We start from the raw sequence: 12,170 nt of genomic DNA on the forward strand, positions 1-12,170 counted from the left end.
GGCACCGGAATAATGTGTTGGACTGTTTTTCTGGCACAGAGGAATAAAAATGAAATTTGAACTCGATACCACCGATGGCCGCGCGCGTCGCGGTCGCCTGGTGTTTGATCGCGGCGTGGTGGAAACCCCCGCGTTTATGCCTGTGGGGACTTACGGCACCGTAAAAGGGATGACGCCGGAAGAAGTAGAAGCCACTGGCGCCCAGATTATCCTCGGTAATACCTTCCACCTGTGGCTGCGTCCTGGTCAGGAGATCATGAAGCTTCACGGCGATCTGCATGACTTCATGCAGTGGAAAGGCCCGATCCTGACCGATTCTGGCGGTTTCCAGGTCTTCAGCCTGGGTGATATTCGCAAGATCACCGAGGAGGGCGTCCACTTCCGTAACCCGATCAACGGCGATCCGATTTTCCTCGATCCTGAAAAGTCTATGGAGATTCAGTACGATCTCGGCTCTGACATCGTGATGATCTTCGACGAATGTACGCCATACCCGGCGGACTGGGATTACGCTAAACGTTCCATGGAGATGTCGCTGCGCTGGGCGAAGCGTAGCCGCGACCGTTTTGACTCCCTGCAGAACAAAAATGCGCTGTTCGGCATTATCCAGGGCAGTGTTTACGAAGATTTACGCGATATCTCTGTTAAAGGTCTGGTAGAGATAGGTTTTGATGGCTACGCTGTCGGCGGTTTAGCTGTGGGTGAGCCGAAGGAAGACATGCACCGTATTCTGGAACATGTCTGCCCGCAAATCCCGGCGGATAAACCCCGTTACCTGATGGGTGTGGGTAAGCCAGAAGATCTGGTTGAAGGTGTGCGCCGCGGCATCGATATGTTCGACTGCGTCATGCCAACCCGTAACGCACGTAACGGTCATCTGTTTGTTACCGATGGCGTGGTGAAAATCCGTAACGCGAAGCATAAGAGTGACACCAGTCCGCTCGATGCCGAGTGCGATTGCTACACCTGTCGCAATTATTCTCGCGCGTATTTGCATCATCTCGATCGTTGCAATGAGATTTTGGGCGCGCGTCTCAATACCATTCATAACCTTCGCTATTATCAGCGCTTAATGGCTGGTTTACGCAAGGCTATCGAAGAGGGTAAATTAGAGAGCTTCGTGACCGATTTTTACCAACGTCAGGGTCGAACCGTTCCACCTTTGAACGTTGATTAATATTAATAATGAGGGAATTTGAATGAGCTTTTTTATTTCTGATGCGGTAGCGGCAACAGGTGCTCCAGCGCAGGGCAGCCCGATGTCTCTGATTCTGATGCTGGTTGTGTTCGGTCTGATCTTCTACTTCATGATCCTGCGCCCACAGCAGAAGCGTACCAAAGAGCACAAAAAGCTGATGGACTCCATCGCGAAAGGTGATGAAGTCCTGACTAACGGTGGCCTGGTCGGTCGCGTAACCAAAGTGGCTGAAAGTGGCTACATTGCTATCGCCCTGAACGACACCACTGAAGTGGTTATCAAACGTGACTTCGTAGCTGCCGTTCTGCCGAAAGGCACCATGAAGGCGCTGTAATCCCAACTTTTCCCAAAGGGAACTGCCGTGTTAAACCGTTATCCTTTGTGGAAGTACATCATGCTGGTCGTCGTGATTCTCGTCGGCCTGCTGTACGCGCTTCCCAACCTGTATGGTGAGGATCCGGCTGTTCAAATCACTGGCGCGCGCGGTGTCGCCGCCAGTGAGCAAACGCTGATCCAGGTCCAGAAAACGTTACAAGAAGAAAAAATTACCGCTAAGTCTGTGGCTCTGGAAGAGGGCGCAATTCTTGCTCGCTTCGACACCACCGACACGCAGCTCCGCGCTCGTGAAGCGCTGATGGGCGTGCTGGGTGATAAATACGTCGTGGCGCTTAACCTTGCTCCTGCTACCCCACGTTGGCTGGCTGCGCTGAGCGCAGAGCCAATGAAACTCGGTCTTGACCTCCGTGGCGGCGTACACTTCCTGATGGAAGTGGATATGGATACCGCGCTGGGCAAACTGCAGGAACAGAATATCGATAGCCTGCGCAGCGATCTGCGTGAAAAAGGCATCGCGTATACCACCGTTCGTAAAGAAGATAACTACGGTATGAGCATCACGTTCCGCGACAGTGCGGCGCGCGATCAGGCTGTAGATTACCTGACCCAACGTCACCGTGACCTGGTGATCACCGCTCAGGGCAGCAACCAGCTGCGCGCGGTAATGACCGACGCCCGTCTGAAAGAAGCGCGTGAATATGCCGTTCAGCAGAACATCAACATTCTGCGCAACCGTGTAAACCAACTGGGCGTGGCTGAACCGCTGGTGCAGCGTCAGGGTGCTGACCGTATCGTTGTAGAACTGCCGGGTATTCAGGACACCGCGCGCGCGAAAGAGATTCTGGGCGCCACTGCAACGCTGGAATTCCGTCTGGTGAACACCAACGTTGACCAGTCTGCTGCCGCTTCTGGCCGTATTCCGGGTGACTCGGAAGTGAAAGAGACCCGCGAAGGTCAGCCCGTTGTGCTGTACAAACGCGTGATCCTGACCGGTGACCATATCACCGACTCCACCTCCAGCCAGGACGAGTACAACCAGCCGCAGGTTAACATCTCGCTGGACAGCGCGGGTGGTAACATCATGTCTAACTTCACCAAGGACAACATCGGTAAACCGATGGCAACCTTGTTCGTGGAGTACAAAGACAGCGGTAAGAAAGACGCTAACGGCCGTGCGGTGCTGGTGAAAGAGGAAGAGGTGATTAACATCGCCAATATCCAGTCTCGTCTGGGTAACAGCTTCCGTATCACTGGTATCAACAACCCGAACGAAGCGCGTCAGCTCTCTCTGCTGCTGCGTGCCGGTGCGCTGATTGCGCCAATTCAGATTGTTGAAGAACGTACCATTGGTCCAACTCTGGGTATGCAAAACATCCAGCAGGGGCTGGAAGCATGTCTGGCCGGTCTGGCGGTCTCTATCCTCTTCATGATCTTCTTCTATAAGAAGTTTGGTCTGATTGCCACCTCCGCGCTGATCGCGAACCTGGTGCTGATCATCGGCATTATGTCCCTGCTGCCAGGGGCGACGCTGACCATGCCGGGGATTGCGGGTATCGTTCTGACCCTTGCGGTGGCAGTCGACGCCAACGTACTGATTAACGAACGTATCAAAGAAGAGTTGAGCAACGGTCGCTCTGTTCAGCAGGCGATTGATGAAGGCTATAAAGGCGCGTTCAGCTCCATCTTCGATGCGAACGTAACAACACTGATCAAGGTTCTTATCCTGTATGCAGTGGGGACTGGCGCAATCAAAGGCTTTGCGATTACCACCGGTATCGGTGTTGCAACGTCAATGTTTACTGCTATTGTCGGCACCCGTGCCATCGTGAACCTGCTGTACGGCGGCAAGCGCGTCAAAAAGCTGTCTATCTGAGGAGTGCGTTGTGGCACAGGAATATACTGTTGAACAATTGAACCACGGCCGTAAAGTCTGGGACTTTATGCGCTGGGACTACTGGGCCTTCGGCATTTCAGGTTTACTGCTGATTCTGTCCATCGTCGTTATGGGCGTAAAAGGCTTTAACTGGGGTCTGGATTTCACCGGTGGTACGGTGATTGAAATCACCCTGGAAAAACCGGTCGATATGGACCAGATGCGTCAGTCACTGCAGAAAGCGGGCTTTGAAGAGCCGCTGCTGCAGAACTTCGGCAGCAGCCGCGACATCATGGTGCGTATGCCGCCGGTACACGATGCCAACGGCAGTCAGGAACTGGGCAGCAAGGTTGTTAGCGTGATTAACGAAACAACCAGCCAGAACGCCACGGTTAAGCGTATTGAGTTCGTCGGCCCGAGCGTGGGTGCGGACCTGGCGCAAACCGGTGCGATGGCGCTGCTGGTGGCGCTGATCTCCATCCTGGTGTACGTCGGTTTCCGCTTTGAGTGGCGACTGGCGGCGGGTGTGGTTATCGCACTGGCGCACGACGTGGTGATCACCATGGGCGTACTGTCTCTGTTCCATATTGAGATTGACCTGACAATTGTGGCATCCCTGATGTCCGTTATCGGTTACTCCCTGAACGACAGTATCGTGGTATCTGACCGTATTCGTGAAAACTTCCGTAAGATCCGTCGCGGTACGCCGTACGAAATCTTTAACGTGTCGTTGACCCAGACCCTGCACCGTACCTTGATCACATCCGGTACCACCTTGATGGTGATCCTGATGCTGTATCTCTTCGGTGGTCCGGTGCTGGAAGGCTTCTCGCTGACCATGCTGATCGGTGTGTCTATCGGTACCGCGTCGTCAATCTACGTGGCGTCCGCTCTGGCACTGAAACTTGGCATGAAGCGCGAGCACCTGCTCCAGCAGAAAGTCGAGAAAGAAGGGGCGGATCAGCCGTCTATTCTGCCGTAAGACGTTTATCGCGTTATCGAAATCCCGGTCTGTTGACCGGGATTTTTTTATCTGCTCCTGACAAACACTCCTGACAGTATGCTGTCAGGAGCCCTGTCGTAGACTCCTGTTGAACCCAAACAAGAGGCAGGAGGATGTATGAAAAGTGTGATTAACTGGTTTGAAATTCCGGTCGCGGATATGGATCGCGCCATCAAATTTTATGAGCCGGTGATGCAGGTTTCACTGAGGCGCGAGAAAATGGACAGCGCCGATCTGGCGGTATTCCCGCATGAGGATCCGGCCACCGGCGGCGCGCTGGCAAAATTTGAGGGGATTATTCCCTCGGTGCAGGGGGCCATTATCTACCTGCATACTGACAATCTGACAGCAACGCTCGATCGCATTGCCTCTGCGGGCGGCGAGTGCGTGTTTGGCCCGCTGGAGTTACCGCGCGGTAATGGTACTATTGCTTTATTTACCGACAGCGAAGGTAATCGCGTCGGCCTTCATCAACCTGCCTGAGAACGTAAGCAAAAATGACCCGACGCGCTGACCGTTTGTTTCAGATAGTACAGATCCTGCGGGGCCGACGTCTGACAACGGCAGCGCATCTTGCGGACCGGCTGGGCGTTTCTGAGCGCACGGTGTACCGCGATATCCGCGACCTGTCGCTTTCCGGCGTGCCGGTGGAGGGCGAAGCGGGGAGCGGTTACCGGCTGATGTCGGGGTTTGACCTGCCGCCGCTGATGCTGACAAACAAGGAGTCTGAGGCGCTGATTGTGGCTATTCGCCTGCTTACCACCTGGGGCGGGGAGTCGCTGTCGCGCGAACTGGAGTCGGCACAGGAGAAAGTGCTCGCGATCCTGCCCGAAGAGAGCCGCCGAAAGGCAGAACAGACGCGGATCTACGCCCCGGATTTTGGCATGAAAAGCCACTCCCGCAGTGATTTTGATGTCATACATCAGGCGATCTCGGCCCAGCGCGTGCTCGTGCTGCATTATCGTGACGAAGCGGGGCAATTTTCAACGCGTGAGGTTCAGCCGCTGGGGCTGTTTTTCTGGGGAGAACGCTGGTTACTGGCGTCATGGTGTGAACTGCGCGATGACTATCGCTGTTTCCGTCTCGACAGATGCCTCAAAATTGTCCTTACGGAAAGGCGCTTTAGTGAGAGTGCAGACCGATCGCTGGCGGATTTTTTGCGCAAGGTGAAGCAGTAACAAGTCACGGGGAGAGGCAGCCCGCACAGGTTTTGTAGGCCGGGTAAGCGTCAGCGCCACCCGGCAACAATCACACGATTAGAAGTTGTAACCCACTACCAGGTAACCACCCCAACCGGTAGAACGGACGCTGAAGTCGCCGTTGCCGAAGTTCAGGCTGGCGTCGTCGTTCCACTGTCCACCGTTGTGCCAGTAACGCGCAACAACAGAGTAGTGCCAGTGATCGTAGTTCAGCGCCAGGATGTGGCTGGAGGCGATGGAGTCGTTGGTGCGCGCTTTCTTACCGTTCAGATCGCGGAAGTCGTTGTCGCCCAGATCGGAACCCCAGTCAAAGTTGGTGAAGCCGATATAGCTCAGGTTGCCGCCCCACAGCTGGGTGATTGGCACAAAGTATTTCACTTTGAAACGGTAACCATCCCACTCGTTTTCGTTCGCGGCACCGTAGTTCTGCCATTGATACTTAGCGTACACGTTCAGAGACAGGCTCATTGGCAGGCCCGTGTCGATGTCGGTACCCAGACCCATATACCAGGTGCTCTGGCGACCGGACTTGTTACGGCCCATGTCGTAGATATAGTTGTTCGCGAAATACCACTCTTTGAACGGACCAAACGCCAGGCTGGTACCAGTCAGTTTATCAATAGAGAAGCGCGGTTCGATCTCCATGAACAGTGGGGAACCGTGGTTCCAGATACCTTTTGCGTCGGTGTTACCACCGAAGAAGACCGGTGCATCCATATAGCCGTAGAAATCAAACCAGTCTTTCTTGGCGAACGCTTCGTACTCCAGGTAGGTATCGTTACGGATCTGAGGTCCGAAACGGGTGTGGTAGCTGCCGACCACGTTAACGCTCTGGTGCCACCAGTCGGAGAGGTATTGTGGTTTATCGTTTTCCGCTGCGTTAACAGTGAAAGAGGAGGACAATGCCAGCACGGCGCCGGCTGCGAGTAATGTTTTTTTCATAATCATGCCACTGATTGAAATTCCCTTCCGGGAGTGAAAATGCGCGAATTGCGTTTCTAAATATTTCGTGTTTCTGCGGAGCCTATTATAGGAATCCTTGCTCACAAAAATATGTGTTGTTTCACATATCTCTCACACGCGTAATCGATTGCGTTCACGTTTGCGTACTTTAAACGGCCGGGATTGTAGCGGCAATCATTTATGTTGCCAATCCATACGAAATGTAAATGTTAGCGGAGTGACATTTCACTCCGCTCAAAAGGAGGGGGATTACTGCGCGGCGGGTTGGATGTCGTGAATACGGATAAAGCCTAACTGATCGGGCGTAAGGCCGCTTAACTGCAGCGGAATATCCACATCACTCGGCGCTAAAACACTGGCCGGGGCGGTGAAGAGCTGATTCTTCACGTTCACCTCCTGGTAATTCTCGGTGGTGCCCTGGATCTGGCCCCACTCGACGGTGCCGCTAAAGGCTGGCAGCGGATCGTTGGACTCACCCTGAATGCGTAATGTTGCGCGAGTACCATCCGCATTTGCCGCCACATTCACCAGCGACATTTTTAACGTGCCAACCTGGCTGTTGAGACGGGCAGGGGTGTTGGCCCCCGGCAGCAAATATACTCCGCTGGTGGATTTTGCATTCAGCGCGTTTTGCTGGGTGATCTTCACGGTCTCTTTGTTCAGTTTGTCCATTGCCGTATTGAGCGTATTCACGCTCTGTTTCATCTGGCGGACTTCGGTTTGCTGTGCACAGGCACTAAGGGTGAAGAGGCTCCCCACCAGCAGAATTTTCAGGTAACGTCTTGTCATTGCGTTTAATTCCTTGAAATAACGGATCACCGTAATGGTAGCCAGCATCATCCCGACAGACATAGATCCTTTGTCTCAAAAAGCTCTTCCTTTGTTGTCAGGCCAGTTCAGGGTAAAATGAAAGTCAGTTAACCAGATAACAGGGATACCGTATGCATTGCCCATTCTGCTCCGCTGTGGATACCAAAGTCATCGATTCTCGTCTTGTGGGCGAAGGGTCTTCCGTACGCCGCCGTCGGCAGTGTCTGGTATGTAACGAGCGTTTCACGACCTTTGAGGTGGCAGAGCTGGTCATGCCGCGCGTGGTAAAAAGTAACGATGTGCGCGAGCCGTTTAACGAAGAGAAGCTGCGCAGCGGAATGCTCAAAGCGCTGGAAAAACGCCCCGTCAGCGCGGATGACGTGGAAATGGCGTTAAACCACATTAAATCTTACCTTCGTGGTCTGGGTGAACGTGAAGTGCCCAGCAAGATGATCGGCAATCTGGTGATGGAGCAGTTGAAAAAGCTCGATAAGGTTGCCTATATCCGCTTCGCCTCTGTCTACCGCAGTTTCGAAGATATCAAAGAGTTTGGCGAAGAGATCGCCCGCTTACAGGATTGAGTCCATGCAGGATGAGATGTACATGGCGCGCGCCATGAAGCTGGCGCAGCGCGGTCGATTTACCACCCATCCTAACCCCAACGTCGGATGCGTCATTGTTAAAGATGGCGAGATCGTGGGCGAAGGTTTCCACTACCGCGCGGGCGAGCCCCATGCTGAGGTGCATGCCCTGCGTATGGCGGGTGAAAAAGCGCGCGGAGCTACGGCCTACGTGACGCTTGAGCCGTGCAGCCATCACGGGCGCACACCGCCATGCTGTGAAGCGCTGATTGCGGCGGGAGTGTCACGCGTTGTCGCTGCGATGCAGGATCCTAATCCCCAGGTGGCCGGACGTGGTCTGTACCGTCTGCAGCAGGAAGGGATCGATGTTAGCCACGGCCTGATGATGCAGGACGCGGAAGCGATTAACAAAGGCTTCCTGAAACGTATGCGTACCGGGTTCCCGTATATTCAGCTTAAGCTGGGCGCCTCACTGGATGGCCGCACGGCGATGGCGAACGGCGAAAGTCAGTGGATCACCTCGCCGCAGGCAAGGCGCGATGTGCAACGTCTGCGTGCGCAAAGCCATGCTATCCTCACCAGCAGTGAAACGGTTCTCGCGGACGATCCGGCCATGACCGTGCGCTGGAACGAACTGAATGCCGATACCCAGGCGCTGTATCCGCAGGAAAACCTGCGTCAGCCGCTGCGTATTGTCATTGATAGCCAGAACCGCGTCACGCCTGAACACCGCATTGTGCAGCAGCCCGGTGAAACCTGGATTGCCCGCACAAAGGAAGATTCACGCGACTGGCCGGAAAGCGTGCGCAGCATTATGGTGCCGGAGCACAACGGTCATCTGGATCTCGTGGTGCTGATGATGCTGCTGGGTAAGCAGCAGGTGAACAGCATCTGGGTGGAAGCCGGCCCGACGCTGGCAGGCGCACTGCTCCAGGCAGGTCTGGTCGATGAACTGATTGTCTACGTTGCGCCTAAACTGCTGGGTAGCGACGCGCGTGGCCTGTTTGTGCTGCCCGGCCTTGAAAAACTGGCCGATGCACCACAACTCAAATTTAGCGAGATTCGTCCGGTGGGTCCGGATGTTTGCCTCCATTTAACGACAGCGTAATTGCTCCTGAAATAGGGAAGCAGTGCGCAAAGTATTATGATAAAATCCGCCCCCCTGCGGGGCCAAATGAACCCGTAAAGGAAGAGTATGAACATTATTGAAGCTGCTGTAGCTACCCCGGACGCTCGCGTCGCCATCACCATTGCGCGTTTCAACAACTTCATCAACGATAGCCTGCTGGAAGGTGCGGTTGACGCCCTGAAACGTATCGGCCAGGTTAAAGATGACAACATTACCGTTGTGTGGGTTCCAGGTGCTTACGAACTGCCACTGGCAGCGGGTGCGCTGGCGAAAACCGGTAAATACGACGCGGTGATTGCGCTGGGTACCGTTATTCGTGGCGGCACTGCGCACTTCGAATACGTTGCGGGCGGTGCAAGCAATGGTCTGGCGCACGTTGCACAGGACGCTGAAATTCCTGTCGCGTTCGGCGTGCTGACCACCGAAAGTATTGAACAAGCCATCGAACGTGCTGGCACTAAAGCCGGTAACAAAGGTGCAGAAGCTGCACTCACCGCGCTTGAAATGATCAATGTATTGAAAGCCATCAAGGCCTGATTTTTTTGTAAGGGGAATTCCGTGAAACCTGCTGCTCGTCGCCGCGCCCGTGAATGTGCCGTTCAGGCACTTTACTCCTGGCAGTTGTCCCAGAACGACATCGCTGATGTTGAATACCAGTTCCTGTCAGAACAGGACGTGAAAGATGTTGACGTTCTGTACTTCCGTGAACTGCTGTCGGGAGTGGCGACTAATAGCGCGTATCTCGATGGTCTGATGAAACCCTATCTCTCCCGTCTGCTCGAAGAGCTGGGTCAGGTAGAAAAAGCAGTGCTGCGCATTGCGCTGTTTGAGCTGTCTAAACGTGATGATGTGCCGTACAAAGTGGCCATCAACGAAGCGATCGAACTGGCGAAAACCTTCGGCGCGGAAGACAGCCACAAGTTTGTAAACGGCGTTCTTGATAAAGCAGCACCTGCGATCCGTCCCCACAAAAAGTGATCCGCAAACCGGAGCTCTGCATTGCCTGACGGGCAGTGCGGCTCCGGTTTTTTCTTTTATTTGCTGAGGCATAACGTATGGCATGCGGCGAATTCTCCCTGATTGCCCGTTATTTCGACCGTGTCAGAACCTCTCGTCTTGATGTTGAAACCGGCATTGGCGATGACTGTGCACTTCTCAATATTCCCGAAAAACAGACGCTGGCAATCAGCACCGACACCTTAGTGTGCGGGCGCCATTTCTTACCTGATATCGATCCTGCCGATCTGGCGTATAAAGCGCTGGCGGTCAACGTGAGCGATCTGGCCGCGATGGGGGCCGATCCGGCGTGGTTAACGCTGGCCCTGACGCTGCCAGAGGTCGATGAACCCTGGCTTGAAGCCTTTAGTGACGCTCTGTTTGAGCAGCTTAACTACTACGACATGCAGTTGATTGGCGGCGATACCACGGCGGGGCCGCTATCGATGACGCTCGCGATCCACGGTTATGTGCCGGCTGGACGCGCGCTGAAACGCTCCGGGGCGAAACCTGGCGACTGGATCTACGTCACCGGTACGCCGGGCGACAGCGCAGCGGGACTGGCGATCCTCCAGGATCGCTTAACCGTGAACGATACTGACGACGCGGCATATCTGGTCAAACGCCATCTGCGGCCAACGCCGCGTATTCTTCACGGCCAGGCGCTACGCGAAAGGGCAAGCTCAGCTATCGATCTCTCGGACGGGTTAATCTCAGACCTCGGTCATATTCTGAAGGCCAGCGGTGTCGGCGCGCGCGTTGACCTGGATCTGTTCCCGCTATCAGAGCAGCTGCTTCGACACGTCGAGCCTGAGCAGGCGCTGCGCTGGGCGCTCTCCGGTGGAGAAGATTATGAGCTGTGCTTTACCGTGCCTGAGCTCAACCGTGGGACGCTGGACGTGGCGTTAGCGCATCTTGGCGCGAAGTTTACCTGTATCGGCCAGATCATGCCGGAGAGTGAAGGGCTGAAGTTTGTGAAAGATGGTGCGCCCGTTACGCTGGACTGGAAAGGGTACGATCACTTCGGGTGATGTTGTGCGATCTGTACTGCCGGGTGGCGGCTTCGCCTTACCCGGCTTACGTATTTGAGGGTTAGGGAGAGGGATTACTTAAACCCTACCACCGGATGCTGCTGATACGGTGTCTCCAGCTCGGCAATCTGCTCCGGCGTCAGCGTGATATCCACCGCATTCAGCAGTTCATCAAGCTGCTCTTCCCGCGAAGTGCCAATAATCGGTGCCGCGACGCCGCGTTTACTCAGCAGCCATGCCAGCGCGACCTGGGCGCGGGTTGCTCCGGTATCGTCGGCGATCCCGGCTAACCGTTCGGCAATTAACGCATCGCTGGCTTCTGTACTGGAATAAAGATTTTTTCCTACTTCATCCGATACCAGGCGGGCCGTGGTTTCCCCCCACGGACGGGTCAGGCGACCACGTGCCAGCGGGCTCCACGGGATCACCGCCACGCCTTCCTGATAGCAGAGCGGTAGCATCTCGCGTTCTTCTTCGCGATAGATCAGGTTGTAGTGATCCTGCATGGTGACGAAGCGCGCCCAGCCATGTTGCGCCTGCAGAGCCAGCGCCTGGGCAAACTGCGACGCGTGCATAGACGATGCGCCGATGTAGCGCGCTTTACCGGCTTTCACCACATCGTTGAGCGCTTCAAGCGTTTCCTCAATGGGAGTATTGTAATCCCAGCGGTGAATTTGCAGCAGGTCGACATAGTCCATGTTCAGGCGTCGAAGGCTGTCGTCAATGGAACGCAGGATCTGGGCGCGAGAGAGCCCCTCAGCCAGATCGCCCACCGGGTAATAGACCTTGGTGGCGACGACGATTTCATCACGACGCGCAAAATCGCGCAGGGCTCGGCCAACGATCTCTTCACTGCTGCCGTCGGAGTAGCTGTTGGCGGTGTCAAAGAAGTTAATGCCACCTTCAATGGCGCGTTTGATGATAGGGCGGCTGCTCTCTTCCGGCAGCGTCCAGGCGTGATTACCCCGGTCAGGCTCGCCAAAGGTCATACAGCCCAGGCAAAGTCGGGAAACGTTAAGATCCGTTTTTCCTAATGTCGTGTATTGCATGG

Annotated in this window: 14 protein-coding genes; 11 read left to right on the forward strand and 3 right to left on the reverse strand. The window is 55.0% G+C overall.

Annotated features, from left to right (window positions below):
- Nucleotides 1-49: 49 nt before the first annotated feature.
- The 6 genes from tgt to ACMWKA_RS17125 all read left to right on the forward strand — a co-directional run bounded on the left by tgt (nt 50) and on the right by ACMWKA_RS17125 (nt 5,588).
- On the forward strand, nt 50-1,177 hold the full coding sequence (tgt, locus tag ACMWKA_RS17100) for a tRNA guanosine(34) transglycosylase Tgt (RefSeq protein ID WP_013095832.1): 1,128 nt from the start codon (nt 50-52) through the stop codon (nt 1,175-1,177).
- A gap of 22 nt (nt 1,178-1,199) precedes the next feature.
- Nucleotides 1,200-1,532 (forward strand): preprotein translocase subunit YajC, encoded by a 333-nt coding sequence (yajC, locus tag ACMWKA_RS17105; RefSeq protein ID WP_000007630.1) that lies wholly within the window; start codon nt 1,200-1,202, stop codon nt 1,530-1,532.
- Nucleotides 1,533-1,559: 27 nt separating this feature from the next.
- A complete protein-coding gene (gene secD, locus ACMWKA_RS17110; protein WP_071830016.1) occupies nt 1,560-3,407 on the forward strand; it encodes a protein translocase subunit SecD in 1,848 nt (615 codons plus the stop codon).
- A gap of 10 nt (nt 3,408-3,417) precedes the next feature.
- Nucleotides 3,418-4,389, forward strand: a complete 972-nt coding sequence (gene secF / locus ACMWKA_RS17115) for a protein translocase subunit SecF (RefSeq protein ID WP_013095834.1) — start codon at nt 3,418-3,420, stop codon at nt 4,387-4,389.
- 138 nt (nt 4,390-4,527) lie between these two features.
- On the forward strand, nt 4,528-4,893 hold the full coding sequence (locus tag ACMWKA_RS17120; protein WP_414760448.1) for a VOC family protein: 366 nt from the start codon (nt 4,528-4,530) through the stop codon (nt 4,891-4,893).
- Nucleotides 4,894-4,907: 14 nt separating this feature from the next.
- A complete protein-coding gene (locus tag ACMWKA_RS17125) occupies nt 4,908-5,588 on the forward strand; it encodes a helix-turn-helix transcriptional regulator (RefSeq protein WP_020686374.1) in 681 nt (226 codons plus the stop codon).
- Nucleotides 5,589-5,666: 78 nt separating this feature from the next.
- Here the strand turns inward: ACMWKA_RS17125 and ACMWKA_RS17130 are convergent, their stop codons facing one another.
- Both ACMWKA_RS17130 and ACMWKA_RS17135 read right to left on the reverse strand, forming a co-directional pair.
- Entirely contained in the window at nt 5,667-6,551 is an 885-nt protein-coding gene (locus ACMWKA_RS17130) for a nucleoside-specific channel-forming protein Tsx (RefSeq protein WP_025756198.1), read from the reverse strand.
- A gap of 270 nt (nt 6,552-6,821) precedes the next feature.
- Nucleotides 6,822-7,361: a DUF3251 domain-containing protein gene (locus ACMWKA_RS17135; RefSeq protein ID WP_014830864.1), complete on the reverse strand. Its 540-nt coding sequence runs from the start codon at nt 7,359-7,361 to the stop codon at nt 6,822-6,824.
- A 152-nt stretch (nt 7,362-7,513) separates the two neighbouring features.
- On the opposite strand from ACMWKA_RS17135, the gene nrdR reads away from it, so the two are divergent.
- The 5 genes from nrdR (at nt 7,514) to thiL (ending at nt 11,119) form a co-directional block, all read left to right on the forward strand.
- Nucleotides 7,514-7,963 carry a transcriptional regulator NrdR gene (gene nrdR / locus ACMWKA_RS17140; protein WP_008503337.1) on the forward strand — a complete coding sequence of 150 codons (450 nt, stop codon included), beginning with the start codon at nt 7,514-7,516 and terminating at the stop codon, nt 7,961-7,963.
- 4 nt (nt 7,964-7,967) lie between these two features.
- Entirely contained in the window at nt 7,968-9,071 is a 1,104-nt protein-coding gene (gene ribD / locus ACMWKA_RS17145; protein WP_028028139.1) for a bifunctional diaminohydroxyphosphoribosylaminopyrimidine deaminase/5-amino-6-(5-phosphoribosylamino)uracil reductase RibD, read from the forward strand.
- Nucleotides 9,072-9,158: 87 nt separating this feature from the next.
- The gene (gene ribE, locus ACMWKA_RS17150) at nt 9,159-9,629 is read left to right on the forward strand and encodes a 6,7-dimethyl-8-ribityllumazine synthase (protein WP_003859098.1); all 471 of its coding nucleotides are present in this window, start codon (nt 9,159-9,161) and stop codon (nt 9,627-9,629) included.
- A 21-nt stretch (nt 9,630-9,650) separates the two neighbouring features.
- Nucleotides 9,651-10,070, forward strand: a complete 420-nt coding sequence (nusB, locus tag ACMWKA_RS17155; protein ID WP_006809908.1) for a transcription antitermination factor NusB — start codon at nt 9,651-9,653, stop codon at nt 10,068-10,070.
- 77 nt (nt 10,071-10,147) lie between these two features.
- The gene (gene thiL, locus ACMWKA_RS17160) at nt 10,148-11,119 is read left to right on the forward strand and encodes a thiamine-phosphate kinase (RefSeq protein ID WP_013095840.1); all 972 of its coding nucleotides are present in this window, start codon (nt 10,148-10,150) and stop codon (nt 11,117-11,119) included.
- 74 nt (nt 11,120-11,193) lie between these two features.
- On the opposite strand, the gene ACMWKA_RS17165 is transcribed toward thiL, so the two are convergent.
- Entirely contained in the window at nt 11,194-12,168 is a 975-nt protein-coding gene (locus ACMWKA_RS17165) for an aldo/keto reductase (protein WP_097534043.1), read from the reverse strand.
- Between the last annotated feature and the right edge of the window lie 2 nt (nt 12,169-12,170).

Origin of the sequence: Enterobacter sp. 03-F-07-AD-ECC (genome assembly GCF_047530935.1) — a bacterium.
GTDB classification, from domain to species: domain Bacteria; phylum Pseudomonadota; class Gammaproteobacteria; order Enterobacterales; family Enterobacteriaceae; genus Enterobacter; species Enterobacter cloacae.

Bases quoted from the DNA above. Each gene is read 5' to 3' on its own strand.
- ACMWKA_RS17135 (WP_014830864.1), bottom strand. From the start codon at position 7,361: ATGACAAGACGTTACCTGAAAATTCTGCTGGTGGGGAGCCTCTTCACC.
- ACMWKA_RS17130 (WP_025756198.1), bottom strand. From the start codon at position 6,551: ATGAAAAAAACATTACTCGCAGCCGGCGCCGTGCTGGCATTGTCCTCC.
- ACMWKA_RS17165 (WP_097534043.1), bottom strand. From the start codon at position 12,168: ATGCAATACACGACATTAGGAAAAACGGATCTTAACGTTTCCCGACTT.
- nrdR (WP_008503337.1), top strand. From the start codon at position 7,514: ATGCATTGCCCATTCTGCTCCGCTGTGGATACCAAAGTCATCGATTCT.
- thiL (WP_013095840.1), top strand. From the start codon at position 10,148: ATGGCATGCGGCGAATTCTCCCTGATTGCCCGTTATTTCGACCGTGTC.
- tgt (WP_013095832.1), top strand. From the start codon at position 50: ATGAAATTTGAACTCGATACCACCGATGGCCGCGCGCGTCGCGGTCGC.
- ribD (WP_028028139.1), top strand. From the start codon at position 7,968: ATGCAGGATGAGATGTACATGGCGCGCGCCATGAAGCTGGCGCAGCGC.
- ribE (WP_003859098.1), top strand. From the start codon at position 9,159: ATGAACATTATTGAAGCTGCTGTAGCTACCCCGGACGCTCGCGTCGCC.
- yajC (WP_000007630.1), top strand. From the start codon at position 1,200: ATGAGCTTTTTTATTTCTGATGCGGTAGCGGCAACAGGTGCTCCAGCG.
- ACMWKA_RS17120 (WP_414760448.1), top strand. From the start codon at position 4,528: ATGAAAAGTGTGATTAACTGGTTTGAAATTCCGGTCGCGGATATGGAT.
- ACMWKA_RS17125 (WP_020686374.1), top strand. From the start codon at position 4,908: ATGACCCGACGCGCTGACCGTTTGTTTCAGATAGTACAGATCCTGCGG.